The organism is Devosia insulae DS-56 (genome assembly GCF_000970465.2).
In the GTDB taxonomy this organism is placed as follows: domain Bacteria; phylum Pseudomonadota; class Alphaproteobacteria; order Rhizobiales; family Devosiaceae; genus Devosia_A; species Devosia_A insulae.
Genome location: NZ_LAJE02000061.1, coordinates 1 through 20,852, shown reverse-complemented (window position 1 = coordinate 20,852; position 20,852 = coordinate 1). Strand labels below are relative to the sequence as shown.

General features: G+C 66.1%; 18 protein-coding genes and 1 pseudogene. 9 read left to right on the top strand and 10 right to left on the bottom strand.

Annotated features, from left to right (window positions below):
- Positions 1 to 62 precede the first annotated feature (62 nt).
- On the bottom strand, positions 63 to 950 hold the full coding sequence (locus VW23_RS03415; RefSeq protein ID WP_069908189.1) for a dihydrodipicolinate synthase family protein: 888 nt from the start codon (positions 948 to 950) through the stop codon (positions 63 to 65).
- Positions 951 to 1,094: 144 nt separating this feature from the next.
- Here VW23_RS03415 and VW23_RS03410 point away from each other — a divergent pair, with 144 nt between their 5' ends.
- Positions 1,095 to 1,733, top strand: a complete 639-nt coding sequence (locus VW23_RS03410; RefSeq protein WP_069908188.1) for a GntR family transcriptional regulator — start codon at positions 1,095 to 1,097, stop codon at positions 1,731 to 1,733.
- A 219-nt stretch (positions 1,734 to 1,952) separates the two neighbouring features.
- On the opposite strand, the gene VW23_RS03405 is transcribed toward VW23_RS03410, so the two are convergent.
- Both VW23_RS03405 and VW23_RS03400 read right to left on the bottom strand, forming a co-directional pair.
- Positions 1,953 to 2,756 (bottom strand): aldolase, encoded by an 804-nt coding sequence (locus VW23_RS03405; RefSeq protein WP_069908187.1) that lies wholly within the window; start codon positions 2,754 to 2,756, stop codon positions 1,953 to 1,955.
- 13 nt (positions 2,757 to 2,769) lie between these two features.
- Entirely contained in the window at positions 2,770 to 3,744 is a 975-nt protein-coding gene (locus tag VW23_RS03400; protein WP_176730317.1) for a dihydrodipicolinate synthase family protein, read from the bottom strand.
- 187 nt (positions 3,745 to 3,931) lie between these two features.
- On the opposite strand from VW23_RS03400, the gene dctP reads away from it, so the two are divergent.
- Genes dctP through aldA form a run of 4 tightly spaced genes read left to right on the top strand, consistent with a single transcriptional unit; the run spans position 3,932 to position 8,246 of the window.
- Positions 3,932 to 4,948 (top strand): TRAP transporter substrate-binding protein DctP, encoded by a 1,017-nt coding sequence (gene dctP, locus VW23_RS03395; protein WP_069908185.1) that lies wholly within the window; start codon positions 3,932 to 3,934, stop codon positions 4,946 to 4,948.
- A gap of 3 nt (positions 4,949 to 4,951) precedes the next feature.
- Positions 4,952 to 5,434, top strand: coding sequence for a TRAP transporter small permease (locus VW23_RS03390; protein WP_084645474.1), 483 nt, complete (start codon positions 4,952 to 4,954; stop codon positions 5,432 to 5,434).
- Positions 5,435 to 5,447: 13 nt separating this feature from the next.
- Positions 5,448 to 6,758, top strand: a complete 1,311-nt coding sequence (locus VW23_RS03385; protein WP_069908184.1) for a TRAP transporter large permease — start codon at positions 5,448 to 5,450, stop codon at positions 6,756 to 6,758.
- An 18-nt stretch (positions 6,759 to 6,776) separates the two neighbouring features.
- Positions 6,777 to 8,246, top strand: a complete 1,470-nt coding sequence (aldA, locus tag VW23_RS03380) for an aldehyde dehydrogenase (protein ID WP_201788005.1) — start codon at positions 6,777 to 6,779, stop codon at positions 8,244 to 8,246.
- Positions 8,247 to 8,402: 156 nt separating this feature from the next.
- On the opposite strand, the gene VW23_RS03375 is transcribed toward aldA, so the two are convergent.
- The 6 genes from VW23_RS03375 to VW23_RS03350 form a co-directional block, all read right to left on the bottom strand.
- Positions 8,403 to 9,164 carry an SDR family NAD(P)-dependent oxidoreductase gene (locus VW23_RS03375; RefSeq protein ID WP_069908183.1) on the bottom strand — a complete coding sequence of 254 codons (762 nt, stop codon included), beginning with the start codon at positions 9,162 to 9,164 and terminating at the stop codon, positions 8,403 to 8,405.
- Positions 9,161 to 10,819, bottom strand: a complete 1,659-nt coding sequence (locus VW23_RS03370) for a hydantoinase B/oxoprolinase family protein (RefSeq protein ID WP_069908182.1) — start codon at positions 10,817 to 10,819, stop codon at positions 9,161 to 9,163. The genes VW23_RS03375 and VW23_RS03370 overlap by 4 nt, the downstream gene beginning before the upstream one ends.
- Positions 10,816 to 12,894 (bottom strand): hydantoinase/oxoprolinase family protein, encoded by a 2,079-nt coding sequence (locus tag VW23_RS03365; protein WP_069908181.1) that lies wholly within the window; start codon positions 12,892 to 12,894, stop codon positions 10,816 to 10,818. Before VW23_RS03365 ends, VW23_RS03370 begins: the two co-directional genes overlap by 4 nt.
- Before the next feature lie 3 nt (positions 12,895 to 12,897).
- On the bottom strand, positions 12,898 to 13,083 hold the full coding sequence (locus VW23_RS03360) for a 4-oxalocrotonate tautomerase (protein ID WP_069908180.1): 186 nt from the start codon (positions 13,081 to 13,083) through the stop codon (positions 12,898 to 12,900).
- A 174-nt stretch (positions 13,084 to 13,257) separates the two neighbouring features.
- Entirely contained in the window at positions 13,258 to 14,790 is a 1,533-nt protein-coding gene (locus VW23_RS03355) for a UxaA family hydrolase (RefSeq protein WP_069908179.1), read from the bottom strand.
- 345 nt (positions 14,791 to 15,135) lie between these two features.
- Positions 15,136 to 15,825, bottom strand: coding sequence for a GntR family transcriptional regulator (locus VW23_RS03350; RefSeq protein WP_069908178.1), 690 nt, complete (start codon positions 15,823 to 15,825; stop codon positions 15,136 to 15,138).
- 262 nt (positions 15,826 to 16,087) lie between these two features.
- On the opposite strand from VW23_RS03350, the gene VW23_RS03345 reads away from it, so the two are divergent.
- From VW23_RS03345 to VW23_RS03335, 3 genes are read left to right on the top strand one after another with little or no spacing between them, the layout of a single operon-like run.
- Complete coding sequence (locus tag VW23_RS03345; RefSeq protein WP_069908177.1) at positions 16,088 to 17,278, top strand: CE1758 family FMN-dependent luciferase-like monooxygenase; 1,191 nt, start codon at positions 16,088 to 16,090, stop codon at positions 17,276 to 17,278.
- 3 nt (positions 17,279 to 17,281) lie between these two features.
- Complete coding sequence (locus VW23_RS03340; RefSeq protein ID WP_069908176.1) at positions 17,282 to 17,734, top strand: MarR family winged helix-turn-helix transcriptional regulator; 453 nt, start codon at positions 17,282 to 17,284, stop codon at positions 17,732 to 17,734.
- Entirely contained in the window at positions 17,735 to 18,439 is a 705-nt protein-coding gene (locus tag VW23_RS03335; protein WP_069908175.1) for a CE1759 family FMN reductase, read from the top strand.
- A 318-nt stretch (positions 18,440 to 18,757) separates the two neighbouring features.
- Here VW23_RS03335 and VW23_RS03330 read toward each other — a convergent pair whose 3' ends face one another.
- Positions 18,758 to 19,285, bottom strand: a complete 528-nt coding sequence (locus tag VW23_RS03330; RefSeq protein WP_084645472.1) for an invasion associated locus B family protein — start codon at positions 19,283 to 19,285, stop codon at positions 18,758 to 18,760.
- Positions 19,286 to 19,799: 514 nt separating this feature from the next.
- Here VW23_RS03330 and VW23_RS03325 point away from each other — a divergent pair.
- Positions 19,800 to 20,852 (top strand): annotated as a pseudogene (locus VW23_RS03325) (hypothetical protein); the annotation flags it as partial.

The following is a 20,852-nucleotide window of genomic DNA, read 5'->3' as shown; positions in this document are numbered from 1 at the left end:
GCCTCTCCGTGATCCTCCCCCGCGACGCGGGGGAGGATCACGGAGAGGCCGGTGCCTCGTGCCTAAACCCGCTTCAAATCCGCGATGGTCTTCAAGATCACCGCCTCGACCCTCGCCCGTTCCTCGCCTTCCAGCGGCAGGCGGGGTGGGCGGATGTGTTCGGGGGCGCCGTAGACCAGGTGCTCGGCGAACTTGATGTACTGCACCAGCTTGACGTCGGTATCGAGGTGGAAGGCCGGGGTCATCAGGCGGTAGAGCGGCAGCGCTGCCTTGAAGTTGCCGGCCCGCGCCGCGTTGAACAGTTTTACGCATTCGCTCGGCCAGGCATTGGTCATGCCCGAGACCCAGCCGACGACGCCGAGCGCCAGGCTTTCGAGGATCAGGTCGTCGACGCCGCAGAAGATATCGAAGCGGTCGCCGAAGGCATTGTAGAGGTCGGTGACGCGGCGGATATCGCCGGTCTCTTCCTTCACCGCAACGATCTCCGGCACCTCGGCCAGGCCCTCGAGCGTCGGTACGTCGACATCGACCTTATAGGCGATGGGGTTGTTATAGATCATGATCGGCAACCCGCCGGTGGCCACTGCTTTGTACCAGGCGATGGTCTCGCGCCGGTCGGTGCGGTAGGCGAGGCTGGGGAACACCATCAGCCCTTCGGCGCCGAGCTTGCGGTAGTTCTTCGCCGCAGCGATGGCGTCGGCGGTAGAGAGCTCGGCGAGGCCCGAGAGCAGCGGCACCTTGCCGGCCACCGCCTCCTTCGCCGCTCGCACCACTTTGTCCTTTTCGGCTTGGGTCAGCGCGGCGTTCTCACCCAGCATCGGCAAGACGATGACGCCGCTGACGCCGCCCTTCATCAGCCGCTCGATGCTCAGTTGCATGGCTGCCAGGTCGAGCTCGCCGCTCGCCGTCATCTTGGTGGTGGCCGCAGGGAACACGCCGCTCCAGGTCATCTCTCGCCTCAACTTGCCTTGGGAAGGCCGACCCCGTGGTCCGCCGTATGTCGAATGTATACATTCCTCATTTCGGCGTTGCAAGGCGGGGCAAGGCTCTGTAACAGCGAGTTATGCCCTTCGGGCCAGTTGGAGAGACGGGACATGCCGACGGGCCTGCTCGACAAGACGACTATCAGCATCCAGGTGGCGCAGGAGTTGCGCCGCCGCATTCTCGCCGGCCACTATCCGCAAGGGGTGAAGCTGCAGCAGGAGCAGATCGCCGCGGAACTCGGCGTCAGCCGCAGCCCGGTGCGCGAGGCGCTCGGCCAGCTCGAGGCCGAGGGGCTGGTGGTGCTGACGCCGCAGAAGGGCGCTCAGGTCTCGCCGATCTCGCGCGCCGAGATCGCCGAACTGTTCGAGCTGCGGCTATTGGTCGAGCCGCACCTCATCGCGCTCGCCATCCCCGAAATGACCGAAGCCGACCTCAACAAGGCCACCTCCATCATCTCGGAGATGGCCGATATCAGCCTCGACGGCTGGGGCGACGCCAACTGGCGGCTGCACGAGGTGCTCTACGCCCCGGCCGGCCGGCCGGGCATGCAGAAGCTGCTGCGCCGCACCCACGAAACCATCGGCCGCTATATCCGCATGCAGGTCATGGCCACCAATGGCCGCGCCGACGCGCATCGCGAGCACAAGCTGATCCTCGATGCGTGCCGAAAGCGCGATGTGGCGAAGGCGGTTGGGTTGCTGCGGAAGCATATCGAGGATGCGGGGCGGATGTTGCATCCGGCGGGGTAGTCGCTCCTCGCTCCGCTCGGATCGGCGACACGTTGTGTCGCATACCCCTCATCCGGCCTTCGGCCACCTTCTCCCTCAAGGGGAGAAGGCGATCACCTCAGGCATCTCAGTCGGGAGTCCTTCTCCCCTTGAGGGAGAAGGTGCCCGAAGGGCGGATGAGGGGTACCGCATCGCTGGCGATGCGCGATCCGAGCGTCAGCGAGGAGCGACACCCAGTCCTCAGTGCCGATACCCCGGCTCGCTACTATCCAGCTGCCGCTTGACGCTCTCAAGGTGCAGGCGCCCCGACTCAGCGTCGCCTTCGCGCATCTGCCGTGCTGCCGCCTCGGCGACTTCCGGTGCTACCGGCTTGATCTCGCGGCCGGTGGACATGGCGAGCAGTTGCACCTCGCAGGCCCGCTCGAGGTAATAGAGATCGTCCCAGGCCTCGGCGATGGTTTTGCCGCAGACCATGACGCCATGGTGCTTCATGAACACGATATCGGCGTCACCGATGGCGGCGGCGATGCGTTCGCCTTCGCGCTCGTCGAGCGCCAGGCCGTTATAGTCGCGGTCGATTGCGGTGCGGCCGTAAAATTTCAGCGCCGTCTGGCCGGCGAAGATCAGCGGGTCGCCTTCGGTCATCGACAAGGCCGTGGCGTAGGGCATGTGAGTGTGGAACGCGGCGCGGGCGCGCGGCAGCCGCCGGTGCACCTGGGCATGGATGTAGAAGGCCGTCGCCTCGGGTACACCATCACCGTCAATGACGTTGCCCAGATAGTCGCAGATCAGCAGCGATGAGGCCGTTACTTCGGCAAAGGCGCGGCCGTAGGGGTTGACGAGGAACAGTTCGTCATGGCCCGGCACCACCGCCGAGAAGTGGTTGCAGATCCCCTCGTGCATCCCGAGCCGCGCCGCCATGCGGAAGCAGGCGGCGAGATCGACCCGCGCTTCGCGCACGGCCGGACCGTGCAGATCCGGCGCGTTGCTGCGCGGCACGGCAGCGGTGGCAAGTTGCGGCTTGCCGTCGAGCGAGTGGGCCAATCGTTTACTCCTGTCAGGCGCGCTTGAGGTCTACGACATTGGTGGTCGTCGGCACCGCGGCGATGCTGCGCCACGGCTCGGGCAGGCCGGCATCCCAGGCGCGGAAATCGGCGACGATGTGCTGGCGTTCGAGCATGGCGATATCCGGCATTGGCGGGATCACCCGGCGCCACTCGGCATCGTCGAGCCAATCGGCAACCACCGCCTTGGCCGACGGAATGAACGGCCGCCGCGACAGGATGGCGTCGCCGGCAAAGATCAGCGGCAGCAGGGCCCGGCGATCGAAGGCGGTCGCCTCGTCCATCATGGCGCGCATCAGCCGCGGCATGACATTGGCGAGGCCGCAAATGGTGCCCCGCGCGCCCGCTGCGATCAGTTCGGGCAGGTGAATCTCGCTGCCGGTGAAGATCGACAGGTGCGAGAAGCGGCGCAACAGGTCCATGGTGAAATCGAGGTCGCCGCCGGAATCCTTCACCCCGGCGATCATCCCCGGATAGCGCTCGTCGAGCCGGCGCACCACCTGCGGGGTGATCGGCACGCCGCAGATATCGGGGAAGTGGTAGAGGTAGAGCCGCAGCGCGGAGAGCGCTACCCGGTCGATCACCGCAGCGAAATAGCGGAACGTCGCGTCTTCGGTGATGCCGCCGCGATAAACGCAGGGCGGCATCAGCAGCACGCCGTGCACCCCCTGCCGCGTGGCATGGCTGGCCAGCGCCACCACATCGGGGAGCGACAGCGCGCCGATCGAGACCACCAGCCGGCCGGCGGGAATGCCGGCGGCAATCACCGCCTCGAGCGTTTTCGTGCGGTCCTCGAGGGAGAACTCGGCGCCTTCGCCGGTGGTGCCGAACAGCGTGATGCCGTCGCAGCCCGCTGCCAGCAGCGCCTCCATGCGGGCGACCAGACGCGGCAAATCGGGGTGAAAATCCCTGGTCAGAGGGGTCGCGATGGCGACCGCAAGGCACCGGGTCTTGGGCAGACCATCCACTCTAACCTCTTGAGATAACTGCATTTCGCGGCTCGAATGGCCAGCTTCAGGATGCTCGTCATCATCAAGATTAATTGCCGATTGTCAACATTGTGCTTGACGCATCCCCCGCCCTGTTGAAGCATCGAAACTGCGAAAGGAGCCGCAGAGGGCGCTTAGGCGTGCGGCTCGAGCAGGGAGAACAATCATGACGTTCAACGTTCCGAAATTCGGGCGCCGCACGCTGATATCGGGCGCCGCACTTCTCGTCGTTTCCATCGCCTTGGCCGGGCCGGCATTGGCTCAGGGCAAGGCGCTCCGCATTTCCACCCCGGGCGCCGAGAACGAGATCCAGTCCAAGGCGCTGGTGGTGTTCAAGGACGAACTCGAAAAGGCGCTGCCCGGCGGCTTCGACGTGCAGATCCACTATAACGGCACGCTGTTCGCGCAGGGCACCGAGATCGAGGCGATGCAGCGCGGCAATCTCGAAGTGGCGATGATCTCGCCGCAGGATGTGGCGGCGCTGATCCCCGAATATTCGATCTTCACCAATGGCTATTTGATGCGCGACGCCAAGCATCTGGACGCCGTCTATGACGGCGAAGTCGGGGCCGAATACAAGGCCAAGGTGGGCGCCGATCTCGGGCTCGAGATCGTCCGCAGCCAGTATCTGGGCTCGCGCCAGCTGGTGCTGGTGAAGCCGCGCGAGGTGAAGACCCCGGCCGATCTCGCCGGCCTGAAGCTTCGCATGCCGGGCTCCGAAACCTGGCAATTCCTCGGCAACGCGCTCGGTGGCGCCGCCACGCCGCTGGCCTTCGAGGAAATCTACCTGGCGCTGCAGACCGGCACCATCGATGGCTTCGAGAACCCGCTGGCCGACGTGATCGCCAACAAGTTCTACGAGGTGACCAAAGAGGTGGTGCTGACCGACCACATGGTCTCCAACACCTTCTTTGCCGTGGCCAAGCCCTATTGGGACGGCCTCAGCGACGCCGAGAAGAAGGCCATCGAAGCCGCCGAAGCCGCGGCCAAGGCCTTCAACGACGACGCCGTGCTGGCCGCTGAGGCCGATGCGGTGAAGTTCCTCGAAGGCCAGGGCCTGACGGTGGTCACCCCCGATGTCGCCTCGTTCCGCGACCAGGTGCAGAAGAAGTTCCTCGAGAGCGACTTCGCCAAGACCTGGCCGGCCGGCCTGCTCGACCGCATCAACGCCGCCGGCGCCTGATACGTGCTCGCGCAACTCCGCAACCTGTGGACGCAGGTGGCTGAAGGCGTGGCGGCAGTGAGCTTTGCCGTCATGTTCTTCGCCTTCATCGTCCAGGTCGCCTCGCGTTACATCTTCAACGCGCCGGTGGCCTGGACGTTGGAGCTCTGCGCCATCGCCTATGTCTGGGTGGTGTTCTGGAGCTGCGGGATCCTGGTGCCGGAGCGGCAGCAGATCGTCTTCGACGTGATCTACAACTGGTTCAAGCCGGGGCCGCGGCGCTGGCTTGCCATCTTCAACACCGCCTGCCTCGGGCTCGCCTTCCTCGCGGCCCTGCCGGGCGTCTTCGACTACATTCTGTTCCTCGGCAAGCGCAGCACCATGCTGCTGCATGTGCGGATGGACCTGGTTTATTCGTGCTTCGCCATCTTCCTCATCGCGGTGGTGGTCGGCGCGGCGGTCCGGATCCGGCGGCTATTGAGCGCCGAGTGGCATAAATCGCTTTGAGCATGGCTGAGACATGAGCTTTTCCGCCTGGGCGATGTTCGTCCTGTTCTTCCTGTGGTCGTTCCTCGGCATGCCGATCGGGCATGCCATGCTGGCGAGCGGCATCGTCTACCTGTTGCTGACCCAGCAGGATATCGCGCTGGTCGCGACGCAAAGCCTCAACGGCCTCTATGGCAGCTTCGTGCTGCTCTCGGTGCCGCTGTTCATCTTCGCCGCCGAGATCATGAATGCCGGCGGCCTGACCGAGCGGATGTATGGCGTCGCCAACATGCTGGTCGGCCGCTTCAAGGGCGGGCTGGCGCATGTGAACATTCTCGCCTCGGTGATCTTTTCGGGGATGAGCGGCTCGGCGCTGGCCGACGCCGCCGGCCCCGGTAAGCTCGAGGTCGATGCCATGGTGAAGGCCGGCTATAGCCCAGGCTTTGCCGCGGCGCTGAGCTCCACCTCGGCGATCATCGGGCCGATCATCCCGCCCTCGATCCCGATGGTGCTCTACGGCGTCGTCGCCAACACCTCGATCGGCTACCTGTTCATGGGCGGGGTCATTCCCGGGCTGCTGCTGGCCGGGGCGCAATCGGCGATCGTCACGGTGATGGCGCGCTATAAGGATTTTCCGGTCGAGCCGGCCCCCAAGCTCCGCGAGGCGGCGCGCACGGTGTTTCACGCCATCCCGGTACTGTTCCTGCCGGTGATCCTGCTCGGCGGCATCTATTCGGGCGCCGTCACCCCCACCGAGGCCGCTGCCGTGGCGGCGTTCTGCGCCCTGCTGCTCGCCGCCTTCCTCTACCGCTCACTGAGCCTCAAAGCCTTCTATCGGGTGCTCGTTGATTCATCGAAAGCCACCGCCATCGTCGCCATCACCATTGCCGGGGCGCTGGTGATGAATTGGGTGGTGGCGGCCGAGCAGATCCCCGAGGCGATGGGCCAGTGGATGATCAGCCTCGAACTCAGCCCGGTGCTGTTCATGTTCGTGGTGACGGTGCTGTTCCTGATCCTCGGCGCCTTCCTCGATACCCTGCTGATGCTGCTGATCATCATCCCGATCCTGATGCCGACGGTGATCGCGCTCGGCATCGACCCGGTGCATTTCGGCGTCGTCTCGGTGGTGAACCTGATGATCGGGCTCGTCACCCCGCCGATGGGCGAGCTGGTGTTCCTGATTGCCGGGGTCTCCGGCATCAAGGTTGCCGATATCACCAAAGAGCTGTGGCCATTCCTGATCGTCTTGATCGGGTTGCTCTTCGTGCTCGTTTATGTGCCCCAAATCACGCTCTGGCTGCCCGAAATGGCGGGCTACAAAGTCCAGGGCAATTTTATGCGTTGACCACCTGAGGACCCCGCCATGCCCGGCATGAAAGATCTCGTCAAAGGCACCGACCGCTACCGCAACTTCATCGGTGGGCAGTGGGTGGACTCGACGCTCAAGGAATGGATCGAGGTGGAAAACCCGGCCACCGGCCAGGTCATCGCCTCGGTACCGCGCGGCAATGCCGACGATGCCGACCGCGCCGTCACCGCCGCCTACCAGGCCCAGCCGGCCTGGGAAGCGCTGCCGCCGGCGTCGCGCGGCCAGTTGCTGAAGGACCTCGCCCGCGTCGTCCTCGAAAACCGCGAGCGGCTGGCCCGCATGGTGATCGCCGAACAGGGCAAGCCCCTGCAGGAGGCGCGCGGCGAGATCGAGAGCGCCGCGCTTTATTTGAGCTACGCCGCCGAGGAAGCCCGGCGCATCACCGGCGACATCATCCCCTCCGACAATCCGGACGAGCAGATCTGGATCCAGAAGGTGGCGCATGGCGTGGTGATTGCGCTCACCGCCTGGAACTACCCGGCGGCGCTGATGTGCCGGAAGATCGGCCCGGCGCTGATCGCCGGCAACACCGTGGTGGTGAAGTCGCATGAGGGCACGCCCACCACGGCGCTGGAGATCGCCCAGCTCGCCGACCAGGTCGGCTTTCCCGCAGGGGTCATCAACATGGTCAGCGGTACCGGCGAAGGGGTCGGCCGGGCGCTGGTCACCCACCCGCTGAGCCGGCTGATCACCCTCACCGGCTCGGTGCGGGCCGGCAAGGACATCTTCCGCAATGCCGCCGACGACCTCAAGATCCTGCGGCTCGAACTCGGCGGCAAGGCGCCATTCATCATCGCCGAGGATGCCGATATCGGCGCCGCGGTACGCGCCGCGGTGTTGTCGCGCTTCGAGAATTGCGGCCAGGTCTGCATCTGCAACGAGCGCATGTATGTGCATGAAAAAATCGCCGACGAATTCCTCGAGCGCTTCACCAGCGCGGTCAGACAGCTGAAGGTCGGTGACCCCACGACGCTGGTCGATATCGGGCCGAAATTCTCCCGCCCCGAACTGGACAAGGTCGATCGCATGGTGGAGGCGGCCAAGGCCGCCGGCGCCGAAGTGCTGACCGGCGGACGCCGGCTGACCGAGGGCGAGTTCGCGCGCGGCCACTGGTACGATCCGACAGTGCTGAAGGTGAACGACAACTCCATGCAGATCATGCAGGACGAAGTGTTCGGCCCGGTGGTTCCTGTCATGACCGTCACCGATTTCGACGAAGGCCTGCGGCTGGCCAACGAGAGCCGCTATGGCTTATCCGCCTATGTGTTCACCAAGGACATGCGCCGCATGATGCGGCTGATCCGCGAGCTGAAATTCGGCGAGATCTACGTCAACAAGCAGGGCGGCGACGTGGTCCAGGCCCACCACGCCGGCATCCGCGATTCCGGCATCGGCGGCGAGGACGGCCGTTATGGGCTGGATGCGTATTTCCAGAAGAAGACGATTTACGTGAACTTCGCGTGAGGCCTGACTGAGAGAGACGGCCCCCTCCCGGCCTCCCCCTTAAAGGGGGAGGTGAAGAGTTGAGGCTCTGTCTTTCGATCGTGCCAAGCACGCTGGCGGGGCCTCCCCCTTCATGGGGGAGGATGGGAGGGGGCCGTCTGCCGGCAGTTTGAGCCCCTACTCCGGCACCGCCGCATAGGCCGTGTACGCGCTGGTCGCCAGCCAGCCAGCGTCGATCGGCAGGGTCACGCCGGTGATCGCCGAGGCGGCGTCGGAGCAGAGGAACCAGATCGCCTCGCCGACATCGGCCGGCTGCACGAAACGGCGGAGGGCGGCTTTTTCGATGATCAGTTTCGGATCGCGCTGGCCCGAGTCGATGCGGGCCTGCATGGCCGGGGTCAGCACATAGCCGGGGGCCACGGCGTTGACCCGCACGCCACTCGGACCCAGCTCGGCAGCAAGGATTTCGGTGAGCATCCTGATCGAGGTTTTGCCCATGGCATAGGCCGGCTGGCCGGACGGGCGGTAGGTGGTGAGCGAGCCCATGTTGATCAGCACGCCGGCGCCGCGCGCCGCCATCGCAGTGCCGAAGGCCCGGTTGACCACCAGGGTGCCGCGGACGTTGATGGCGTGGATGCGATCATATTCCGCCATATCCATCTCGAGCACGCGCACGGCGTTCTGCAGCACACCGGCCGAATTGACCACCGCATCGACCGCGCCGCGGCGCGCCAGCACGTCGGCGGCATAGGCCGCCACTGCGTCGTCATCAGCGACATCCAGCCCGGTATAGGTGGCGCCCAGTTCCGCAGCGATGGCCGCGCCGCGTTCGGCGTTGCGGTCGGCGATCTCCACCGCCCAGCCGCCGGCCGCAAAGCGCCGTGCCGTCGCCTCGCCGATGCCGCTGGCGCCGCCGGTGACCACCACGAGTTTGCTCATCGCTTGCCCCCATAATCCTTTGCCGCCGCTTCCGGCGTTACCTTGCCATTGGCGATGTCGGCTTCGATCGCGGCACGATCGCGCCGCTGCGGATCGCCCCAGCCGCCACCGCCGGCCTGCTCGTGGCGGATCACCGTGTCCTTGCCGATCTCCAGCGTCACCTTGGCCGGCAGCACCTCGAAGCCGGCACCGCGATCGATCAGGTTGCGCGACGAAGCGGCCGGACCGCCGCCGAACAGGCCATAGGGCGGATGCTCGTGGCGGTCGGCGCGCAGCTGCAGCACGGCGCTCTGGGCCAAGAGTCGATATTGCCGCACCAGCCCGAGCCCACCGCGAAACTCGCCGGCGCCGCCGGAATCGGGCCGCAGCGCATATTCCTCCATCAGCAGCGGATAGCGCGCCTCGATGGTTTCGATGGGCAGGTTCGACATGTTCTGGCTGGGGTTGGTGATGCCTTCGACCCCATCCTTGTCGGCCCGGCCGCCCCAGGCGCCATTGATCATATCGACGAAGACGAAGGGTTTTTGCGGCTCGCCGTGATAGCCGCCGATCGCCACCACGGTATTGCCGCCCTCGCCGGCCGCCATCAGCTTTTTCGGCGCGATCTGCGCCAGCGCCCCCATCACCGTATCGACGACACGATAGCCGGTGAGCGCCCGCGCCGCGACCGGCGCCGGCATATGCGGGTTGAGGATCGAACCCTCGGGCGCCGTCACCGTGATGCAGCGATAGACCCCGGCATTGTTGGGTACGTCGTGATCGAGGGCGCAGCGGATGGTGAGATAGGTTGAGGATTTGACGAAGCTCAGCGTCGCGTTGATGGCGCCTTTCACCTGCGGCGATGAGCCGGTGAAATCCACCCAGAGATGGTCGCCCTTCACGGTGATGCAGCAGACGATGGGGATCGGCGCCGGCGAGAAGCCATCGCCATCGATATAGTCAGTGAAGCGGTAGTCGCCATCCGGCCAGCTGGCGATAGCCTTGCGCGTCAGCTCCTCGCCATAGTCGATCAGCCGGTCGAAATAGCGCGTGAGCTCGTCGCCATGCCGGGCGAAGAGCCGCAGCATTTCGCGCTCGCCGATATTGCAGGTGGCATATTGCGCATCGAGATCGCCCAGCACCAGCTCGGGCAGCCGCACGTTCTTTTCGATGATGGTCAGGAGCGTGCGGTTGGGCTGCCCGCGCTCATAGAGCTTCATCGGGGCGATGCGCAGCCCTTCCTGGAAGATCTCGGTCGAATCCGAGGCGTTCGAGCCCGGCACCCGGCCGCCGACATCGCAATGGTGCGCGATCACCACCGAGAAGCCGAGCAGCCGTTCCCCCGCAAAGATCGGCTTGAACATGAAAATATCAGGCAGATGCATGCCGCCGTCATAGGGATCGTTGAGGACGATCACGTCGCCGGGGAACAGGTCGCCTGCGAAACGGCTGCGCACCACCTCGATCGCATCGGGTACCGCGCCCAGATGCAGCGCCACGGTCTTGGCCTGGCTGAGGATGCGTCCCTCGGCGTCGCAGATGGTCACCGAGTAATCGAGCACGTCGCGGACGATCGGCGAGCGGGCGGTGCGCATCACCGCATAGGCCATGTCGTCGACGATGGTATCAAGCCCCGATTTGATGACGGCGAAGGTGATGGGGTCGAAGGCGTTCATCGGGCCGGCTCCAGCGTGGCGACGAGGCTGCCGGTGGCATTGGGGGCAACCCGCGCGCCGGGAGGAATGACGATGGTGGTATCGGGGCCCTCGATGATGACAGGCCCATCGATCGGGCCGGTGACCGCCTCGCGCCGCAGCACCGGCGTCAGCTGTGATCCGCTCCGGCCGAAATGCACTTCGCGCCGGGCGGCGCCAGCAGCACCATCGCCGGAGGCGGTGGGTTTGAGGGCGCGGAAATCCAGCGGCTCGGAGTTCTGCGCACGGGCGTGGAGCCGCAGCGCCACGACCTCGACCGCATCGGTAGGGGTGTAGCCATAGCTGTCGCGATAGGCGGCGATGAAGGCGGGCCTGAGCGCCGCCGCATCGAACCGGTCGAACGGGATCGACAGAGCCGCGTCCTGGCCGTCGAGCCTGAGGTCGATCTCAAAGCTGCAGGTGATGGAGGCGGCGTCATAGCCCTGGGCTGTGAGCTGCGCGACCGCAGCGCGCTGCATCTCGGCCGAGAGCGCCGCCACCTCGCCGGCATCGACGCGGTCGAGCCGGCCGGCGAGCGCCCGCAATTCGTGATGCTCCACGGTGCCGGCCAGCATGCCCATGGCGGTGAACACACCGGGCGAAGGCGGGAACAGCACGCGGGTAATGCCGAGCGTTCGTGCCAGGTCCGCCGCATGCACCGGGCCGGAGCCGCCGAAGGCGAGGAGCGTCAGGTCGCGCGGGTCGAGCCCGCGCTCCACCGTCACCGCCCGGATGGCACGCACCATGTTGGCATTGGCGATCTCGCGGATGCCACAGGCCGCCGCTTCGATGCTGAGCCCGAGCGGCTGCGCCAGCTGGCGATCGATGGCGGCGCGGGCCGCGAGGACATCGAGCGACAGGCTGCCACCGGCGAGGCGCGGCGGCAGCAGGCCGAGCACCACATTGGCATCGGTGACGGTCGGTTGCGTGCCGCCGCGGCCGTAGCATACCGGCCCCGGCGCCGCCCCGGCGGAGCGCGGCCCGACGGTCAGCAGCCCCGCCGGATCGATGGCGGCAATGGAGCCGGCGCCGTTGCCGACTTCCGCGACATCGACGGTGGGCACCCGCATCATGTAACCGCCGGCCTTGATGAAGCGCGACGGCACCGACATGCCGGCGCGGAACTCATATTCGTGCGTCCGCGCCAGCACGCCGCGATGGATCAGCGCCGCGGAAGCGGTGGTGCCGCCCATGTCGAAGGCAACGAGGTTGGCCTCGTCGGTGGCGGCGCCGAGCCGCTGCGCGCCGACCGCACCGGAGGAGCGGCCGGAGGAGATGAAGAACACCGGCTTCTGCTGCGCCACGCTGGCCGACGAGAGCCCGCCATTGGAGTTGCCGATCAACAGCGGCGCCGTCACTCCATGGGCGCGGAGCTTTTGCTCCAGCCGGGTGAGGTAACCGCGGAGCGGCGGCAGCACATAGGCATTCACCGCCGTGGTCGAGGTCCGCTCATACTCGCCGGCTTCGGGCAGCACATCGACGGAAGCGGTCACCGCGATGCCGGGGAAGGCAGCGGTGAAAGCGGTCGCCGCCTGCCGCTCATGCGCCGGGTTCGTGTAGGAGTTGAGAAAACAGATGGCGACCGACTCGATGCCTTCGGCGGCGAAGAACCGGCCCGCCGCCAGCACGTCGTCGAGCAGCAGCGGCGCCAGCACCGTGCCATCAGCCCGCACCCGCTCGGTGGCTTCGAGCCGGTAGCGGCGCGCCACCAGCGGCTCTGGCTTATCCCAGGTGAGGTCGAACATGCCGGGGGTGCGCAACCGGCCGATCTCCAGCACGTCGCGAAAGCCGCGGGTGGTGATCAACCCGCAGCGGGCGCCCAGCTTCTGTAAGAGCGTGTTGGAGCCAACCGTGGTGCCGTGCAGCACCTCGGTAAGCGCGTCGGCACGAAGCTCTGCTGCCGCCAGCACCTCGAGCATGCCGGTGACCAGCGCATCTTCCGGCGCCTCGGGGGTGGAACTCACCTTGGCCGAAAAGCTGGCGCCATCGCTGCGCAACAAGACGAGGTCGGTAAAGGTGCCGCCGATATCGACGCTGAGGCGGGCGCTGTGGGTCATCGGCTACTTGTCGGCATTGAGTTTGCCGCCATTGGCCCAGTCATGCGGTTCGATATCGTGAAAGACGATGTCGACGACCTCCGGCCGGCATTTGAGGATGCGGGCGGTCTCGCGGGTCACGATCTCGGCGAACTCGCGCTTCTGTTCGATGCTTCGCCCCTTGAGCAGCTCAACCTTGATCATCGGCATTTGGTGTCTCCTACAGTCGGGTGTCGACGGTGAGCCCGGCCGTGGCCGCATGCACCGGGTCACTCCCGCGAAAGCGGGAACCTCTGTTTTCTTGGCCTGCTGCACCATGGCAAACGGAGGTCCCCGCTTTCGCGGGGATGACACCGTGGGTTGTGCAGGCCATGCGCGAAACTCCTAAAGCCACGCATTCACGTGCCAGGGGGCGAACTCGTCTTCGCCATAACCCAGCAACTCGCTCTTGGTCGGCTTGCCCGACGCGGTGGCGATCATTTCGCCGAACACCAGCTCGCCCATCTCGTCGATCGAGGCTTCGTCATCGAGGATGGCGCCGCAATTGATATCCATGTCCTCTTCCATGCGCCGGAACATCGCGGTGTTGGTGGCGAGCTTGATCGAGGGCGACGGCCGGCAGCCGAAGCACGAGCCGCGGCCGGTGGTGAAGGCGATGAGGTTGGCGCCGCTCGCCACCTGCCCGGTTGCCGACATCGGGTCGAACCCCGGTGAATCCATGAACACCAGGCCCTTGGTGGTCAGCGGCTGGGCGTAGCCGATGACATCGGTGAGGTTGGTGGTGCCACCCTTTGCCACCGCGCCGAGCGACTTTTCGAGAATGGTGGTGAGCCCGCCCGCCTTGTTGCCGGGCGAAGGGTTGTTGTCGAACCCCTGCGGCTCGTTGCGGGTGTACTCCTCCCACCAGTCGAGGAGGCCGAGCAGCTTCTCGCCCACGTCCTTGGTCACAGCGCGTTCGAGCAGCAGGTTCTCGGCGCCATAGATTTCCGGCGTTTCGGCGAGGATCGCGGTGCCGCCCGAAGCCACCAGCCGGTCGACCGCGGCGCCGAGCGCCGGGTTTGCGGAAATGCCGGAAAAGCTGTCCGAGCCGCCGCACTGCAAGCCGACGACGATCTCGCTCACCGGCACCGGTTGACGTTTCGCCAGGGCAGCGCGCTCCAGCATCGCTTCGACCAGTTCGATGCCGCGGCCGATCGAGGTGCGGGTGCCGCCGGTTTCCTGCATCACCAGCTTGTTGAGCTCGTCGCCGAGTTCGAGCTGTTGTTCGTCGATCAACTGGTCGATCTGGTTGTCCTCACAGCCGAGCCCCACCAGCAGCACGCCGGCGAAATTAGGGTGCCGGGCATAGCCGCCGAGCGTCCGCCGCAGCATCGACATCGACATCGAGCCGTCGGCGACGCTGCAGCCGGATTTATGGGTCAGCGCCACCACCCCGTCGACGCCGGGATAGGGCGCGAGCCGCGCGGGATCGCGGAAATGATCGGCAATCATCCGCGCCACCAGCGACGAGCAGTTCACCGAGGTGAGCACACCGACATAGTTGCGCGTCGCGACGCGGCCATCGGCGCGCACGATGCCGTCGAAACTCGGGATCTCAGCCTGCTGCCTGAGCGGCGCGTTGGAGAGTCGAGTGCCGATGGCATGGCCGGCCATCGAGGTCTCGAAGCCGAGATTGTGGAGATGCACATGCGCGCCCGCGGCGATCGCCTGGCGCGCCGAACCGATCGGCTGGCCGAACCGGTGCACCGCGGCGCCCGGCCGGAGTTCCACCAGCGCCACCTTGTGCCCGAAAGGGATATCGGTGGCGGCGACGCCGGGAAACGGCGCCAACGCCTCGCCGGCATGGAGATCGCGCAGCGCGATCCCCACCTCGTCCCCGGGTTTCAGCTGCAGCACCGCAGCGACCTGACCAGCCATGAGCGTCTCTCCTCGCCGCAGAGACAATCACACTAATCGTCGATTGTCAGCAATCAGCAGAATGATGACGAGCCGGATTTTCGCCCTGCAGCTAGCGAAACCACCATCAGGCGAAGCATGGCGGCTCAGCGCACCACCGGTGCCCCACCCACCGGGTCATTCCCGCGAAAGCGGGAACCTCTGTTTTCTTGGCCTTTGCACGATCGCAAACGGAGGTCCCCGCTTTCGCGGGGATGACACCGAGTTTGGGGGACTTACAGAGCCCAGGTTAGGATACCCAGCGTCACCCTATTGCAGGCTAAGGCAGCGTGCATCAGGGCAAACCGGAATTCCTACCTTGGCGCCTCAGGAAGCGGTTACAGCGCGCGGGTTCTCTTCGGTGTGCGCGGCCAACAGCTTCACTTCGGCCTCGTTGTGGCTCTTGGCCAGCTGTTCGGCGAGATCGGGCTGGCGCTCGATCACCGCGCCGATCAGCGCCGCATGCTCGTCGACGAGCGCCGCATAGTCCGTCGGGAAGAAGCCCGAATGCACCATGTGGAAGCGCACCTGCTGCATGATAAAGCCGTGCTGCTCGGCGAGCCGCCGGTGCTTGGCGATCTCGACGATCTCCTGGTGCAGGCGGAAATCGATGTCGGTGACGTCGTCGAAGCGCTTGTCCTTCACGGCGCGCGTCAGTTCGGCGACGGTGGATTTGAGCCGCTTGTGGTCGGCGGCGACGCCATGCTCGGCCGCCAGCCGCGCCGCCAGCCCTTCGAGCGCGGCACGCAGCGTGTAGAGCTCCCAGGCATCGCGCGGCGAGGTCTCGGACACCTGCCAGCGGGTGAACGCTACCTGCTGTACCAGCCCCTCGCGCGCCAGCTGCGCCAGCGCCGCGCGCACGGTGCCGCGGCTGACCTCGAGCTCCTCGGAAAGCTGGGTCTCGAGCAAGCGTCCGCCGGCGGGGAGGATGCCCTCGAGAATATGGGTGCGAATCCCATCGGCCGCCTGCCGATCCAGCAGGCGCTTCTCGGACTTCAGGCTGGTCAACTTGGCCATAAGGGCTCGCGGGATTGCTGACGATTACCCGCCAGCAATTAGCTCATCGAGGCTGATCCGTAAATGGAGGCGGGGTGGACGCGCGCTGACGAAGCGACCGGGCGCAGCGAGCCGCTCGACGCGGAAAGCGCAGATCCGGTGTTACCTGGTCAACCCTGGGAGCGCCGCAACCGCAGCGTGGCACAACAGAGTCCTGGCTTGGACTTGATAGATGCATGCGCAAGCATATATATCCTGCAACAACGGCCTCAGGAGGCACGTCATGCAGTTCGGAATCTTCTCGGTCAGCGACGTCACCCGCAACCCGCTCACCGGCACCACCCCCAGCGAAGCGCAGCGGATCGATGCCATCGGGCAGATCGCCAAGCGGGCCGACGAGGTCGGGCTCGATGTCTTCGCCATTGGCGAACACCACAACCCGCCGTTCTTCTCGTCGTCGCCGACGACGTTGCTCGCCCATATCGCGGCGCGGACCGAGCGCATCATCCTCAGTACCTCGGTGACGCTGATCACCACCAACGACCCGGTGAAGATCGCCGAGGATTACGCCATGCTGCAGCACCTGGCGAAGGGCCGGGTCGACCTGATGCTCGGGCGCGGCAATACCGTGCCGGTCTACCCCTGGTTCGGCCAGGACATCCGCAATGGCGTGGCGCTGGCGCTGGAGAACTACAATCTGTTGCACAAGTTGTGGCGCGATGATGTGGTCGATTGGCAGGGCAAGTTCAGAAAGCCGCTGCAGGGCTTTACCGCCATCCCGCGGCCGCTCGACGACGTGCCACCCTTCGTCTGGCACGGCTCGATCCGCACCCCTGAGATCGCCGAGCAGGCGGCCTATTACGGCAATGGCTATTTCGCCAACAATGTCCTCGCGCCCAACTTCCATTTCCTGCCGCTGGTCAACTTCTACCGCGAGCGCTTCGAGCACTACGGCCACGGCAGCAAGGAGCAGGCGATTGTCGGGCTGGGCGGGCACGCCTTCATCGCCAGGAATTCGCAGGATGCCTATGAGCGCTTCCGGCCGTTCTTCGAGGGCAACCCGATCTACGGCTCGAGCTATGGTCTCGAGGAGTATGCGAAGAATACCCCGCTCAGCGTCGGCAGCCCGCAGGAGATCATCGACAAGACCCTGAGCTTCCGTGAGGCGTTTGGCGATTACCAGCGCCAGCTCTGGGTGGTCGACGCCATGGGCCTGCCGCTCGAAGTGGCCCTGGAGCAGGTCGAACTGCTGGGCACCGAAGTGGTGCCGGTGCTGCGCAGGGAAATGGCTGCGCGGCGTTCGCCGGGCGCCGCCCCTGCCCCGACCCACCAGAGCCTCGTCACCGCCAAGTATGGCGATGCGCCGGCGCGGCAGCCGACGCCCAACCCCAATCGCGGCGACAATCTCACCGGCGCCCGTCCCTACCAGGACACCGATTTAGGCGTCGCCGCCAAGCTGCCGCTGGTGGGTTGAGCCATGGCCAGCGACGCCCGATTGGCCAACGCCGCCTGGGAGGCGCTGTTCCGCGCCCAGATGACCATCGCCGCCGAACTCCATGCCGGCGACGCCTGGGGCGACCTGGTGCCCACCGACTATGGGGTGCTGTACGCGCTGTCGACCGCGAAGACCGGCTTGCGGATGTCCGAGCTCGGCAAGGATATCCTGCTCAGCCAGGCCGGGCTCTCCCGCTCGGTGGCGCGGCTCGAGGCGCGCGGCCTCATCGATCGCGTCGCTGACCCCGATGATGCGCGGGCCAGCATCCTCAGCCTGTCGAAGGCCGGCGTGCACCTGCAGAAGCGGGTTGGCGCCAAGCATGGCCGCCACGTTGCCGAGGCGATGAGCTGTCGCCTCAGCGACGCCGAGCTCACCCAGTTGCAAAGCCTCTGCGAGCGGCTGCTTGCCGCCTCGCCGTCACCCTCGGAGGTCTAGATGACCAAGCCGTTCCAGAACCCCGACCAGCCGGCGCGCCTCGTCGTCATCAATGCCGGCGTCAGCGACCCATCGTCGACGCGCCTCTTGGCCGACCGCATCGCCCAGCAGAGCCTCGACCGGCTGTCCGCGGCGGGGCTCACCACCTCGCTCGCCATCATCGACCTGGCGCCGCTGGCGGTCGATATCGCCAAGGCGATCGTTGCCGGCTTTCCGGGCGAGAAAGTGCAGGCAGCGATCGACACGCTGGCCGGCGCCGATGCGATCATCGCGGCGACACCGGTCTACAAGGCCGGGATGAGCGGGCTGTTCAAATCCTTCATTGACCTCGTCGACAACGACCTGCTGATCGCCAAGCCGGTGATCCTCGCCGCGACCGCCGGCACGGCGCGCCACGCCATGGTTGCCGACGAGCAGTTGCGCCCGCTCTTTGCCTTCCTCCGGGCCGTGCCGGTGCCGACCTCGATCTTTGCCGCGCCGGAAGACTGGGGCGCGCCGGAGCTGGGCACCCGTATCGAGCGGGCCGCGATCGAGCTCACCCAGTTCGTTGCCTCGGGGGTCGGCCGCGCCATCACCAACGCCGCCTGGGATGGCTACCAGCACCAGTTCGGCGGCAACGCGGCCGCGGCCGAGCGCTCGGCCGCCGATGTGAATTTCGACACCGACCTGATGCGGCTGGCGGCCGGCGGCACGACTCGGTCCTGACAGTGAGGGCTAATGGTTCGCCGGGCTCGCCCCCGAACGCGCTAGGTTATGGTCGTGTCTTCCCAATCCGCGGGCACAAGTGGATGGATGGGTCCGAGCTTTCGCTCATAGATGCGCTAAGTCGGGGGCGTGCCCCATCCACCGGGTCATTCCCGCGAAAGCGGGAACCTCTGTTTTCTTGGCCTGCGGCACGATCGCAAACGGAGTTCCCCGCTTTCGCGGGGATGACACCGAGTTTGGGGAAATGCCCGAGGGCAACCTCACGGATTGGCGCCGCGTCGCGATGAGTGTCCCTAACTGGCGCGTCGCCCCGTGGGACTACTGGATCTTGTCGTATGCCGCGGTGAAGCCGTTGAGGGAAACCGGTACGGCGATGTCGCGCTGCTGCGCGTCCTGAAAGGTGATCGTGAGCGTGACGCCCCGTTTCAGCGCCGCCAGCAGTTCGGAGCCGACGGCGTCACCGGCGTAGCAACCGCCGCCGTCGCAGGTCTGCAATGGCAGGGTCGCAAACGCCGTGCCGTCGACCGCAACCTTCAGCCCGGCGGGCAGATGCAGGCCGAACGGGGTCTGGATCATCATCACCGGCGCTTTAGTATCGGGCGGGATGCGCACCGTGACGGCGGTCAGCAGCTGACCGGTATTGCTCACCACGACACGCTGTTCGACGACGCAATCGAGGGCGCCGGCCCGGGCGTCGCTGGCGCAGCGCGCCCCCCAGGGCGCCGGCGGCGGCGATTCAGGCCTGGCGGCCGGCTCTTGCGCGATGGCCGGCCATGCGCCGGAGATCGACAACAAAACAGTGCCCAGGATTGTGGCGCATCTTATCGGCTGCGGGCGTTGCTGCATGTCGATGAACCAGAGTGTTGAGATTGTCGAACTAGTACTTCATTCCCCCAGGCCGGTCCAGAGTGTTTGCGATCGCCTATATATCGCGACTCAGCCAGAGAAGATTGATCGAATCTTGCAGCAATAAACAATGAGCGCCAGTGAGCAACTGGAAAGACATTGCTCCATTTTCGGTACGCTTTCATACAATTCGTTGATTATTGACTGCGGCCGGTTTGCAACATCCGCAAACATTCGAATCCAATATGAACAGAATCAAGGACCTGCATTCAGACGTAGGGTTGGAATTTACTGGATATGTGTCGGCCCGTCCTGCTCGTATTGGCTCATCCAATCTGTAACGACCGGTGCCACAATGCGAGCGCTAGGGGCTGGGACGGATCGTGCATCCGCTCCTGAAGTGTCAGTGGGGACGTGGTCGCTGCGGCCAGCGATGGTCGCTGCGGCGATGCTGTTGTGGGTGGTTACGGGCCTCCCCGGCACGGCCCTGGCACAATGCAGTCCGGATGCAGCCGTGGTCACCTGCAGCGGCGTGCTGGGTCCGATTGCCAAGTCCGAGCCGCCGGTCGGCACGCTCAACGTCAACGGCATCGTCGGCAACATCGCCGCTGGCGGCGCCGGCGAGGCCGGTGTTGCCCTCAACAGCCTGCGGGCCCAGGCGGCGACGCCCGGCGCGTCGTTTGTCGACGGGACCAATGGCAGCAATGGCGCTTCGTCGGGAGCCGTTACCATCAATCTACAGGGCGCTGGAGCCAGCTTCGTGCTGTCGACCGCCGATGGCATCGGCATCGAGGCGCGCAGCATCGGTGCGGCGGGCCAGAACGGCGGCGCCGCGGAGGCCGACGGCGTCCCCCTGGTCCCCACCTTCGGTGGCCATGGCGGGCTCGGCGGCAACGGCAACAACGTCGCCGTGACCACCACGGGTTCGGGGCTGATCACCACCGGCGGCAACGACCGGCATGGCATTCTCGGCCTGAGCAAAGGCGGCGCGGGCGGCAATGGCGGAGCGGCCGATGGTGTGGCCGGCGTGACCAGTGTCGCCGGCGACGGCAAGAACGGTGGCTCGCCTGGAAATGTCACCATCAACAACGTGCTCAACATCACCACAGCGGGCACCGGCTCCGCCGGGATCTGGGCCCAGAGCATCGGCGCCCCTGGCGGGCATGGCGGGCCGGCGAGCGGCAGCCTGGTTGATGCCGGCGGCGACGGCGCCGCCGCGTCTTCGGGCGGCACCGTCAGTGTCACCACTGGCGGCATCATCAGTACAGGCGGCTGGAACGCCTACGGCATCTATGCGCAGAGCGTCGGCGGTTTCTCGGGAAATGGCGGCGGCGCCTATGGGGTGTTCTCGTTCGGCGGCGGTCCCTCGAGCGCCGGCAATGGCGGCCTCGTCACCGTCGAGACCCTCGGCGGCAGTTCGATCACCACCATCGGCCAGAACTCGGCCGGCATCTATGCCCAGAGCGTCGGTGGCGGCGGCGGTGCCGGCGGCACCGGCGGCGGGCTCATCGGCTTCGGGGGCAGCGGCGTCGGCGGTGGTGGCGAGCAGAACGTCGCCGTTACCAAC